The following is a 229-nucleotide window of genomic DNA, read 5'->3' on the forward strand; positions in this document are numbered from 1 at the left end:
CTCGACATCCATCTGCCTCAATACCCCAAGGAGCGATACCTGCAATTTACGCCCAGAATATTTCTGACACCTGAGCTGACCAGCAACAAGGTAACAGACATTCATTTTGAGTTTATAGGTCCCGATTGGGCGAAACCAAACGGCAATCTAAAAACAAAGCGCTTTTGGCCAAACAAACGCTACGTGTCAGTTCATTTAGAGACCTCGCCGAAAAGTCGAGGTTGGTATG

At 46.3% G+C, this 229-nt stretch carries 1 pseudogene; it reads left to right on the forward strand.

The features are described 5' to 3' along the window. Positions 1–229, forward strand: a pseudogene (locus AB4589_RS25690) (hypothetical protein); the annotation flags it as partial.

It is taken from the genome of Vibrio sp. 10N.222.49.A3 (genome assembly GCF_041475145.1).
Classification (GTDB): Bacteria; Pseudomonadota; Gammaproteobacteria; order Enterobacterales; family Vibrionaceae; genus Vibrio; species Vibrio tasmaniensis_A.